General features: G+C 45.6%; 1 protein-coding gene. It reads left to right on the top strand.

Going from position 1 to position 241, the window contains the following annotated elements:
• Nucleotides 1–55: 55 nt before the first annotated feature.
• Nucleotides 56–241 (top strand): hypothetical protein (locus IEQ44_RS17465; RefSeq protein WP_227487711.1); only part of this gene is annotated, 186 nt, incomplete at its 3' end.

Here is a 241-nt window from a genome sequence, read left to right as displayed (position 1 = left end):
CCTCTGGGTATGATGATGATGATATGTCATGCGCATAACCTCTATACCTCCTTGCATGGCACTCAGCATCAGTAGCGTCATGTCCAGGGGGTATACTTGTACGTCGCTACAGAAACAGGACATAGGCTTCTGCGATATGGGCCTCATAGCTCATGGCAAGGCTTACTACTCCTCGTATGATGAAGTAGAGCATTATTTTACAACAAAACATTCCAGTGTACAGTTGAAACCTGGAGATGCA

The organism is Nocardioides malaquae (assembly GCF_015070385.1).
Classification (GTDB): Bacteria; Actinomycetota; Actinomycetes; order Propionibacteriales; family Nocardioidaceae; genus Nocardioides; species Nocardioides malaquae.
Note: the sequence above shows the minus strand (reverse complement) of the source record. Positions and strands in the feature narration are given on the sequence as shown.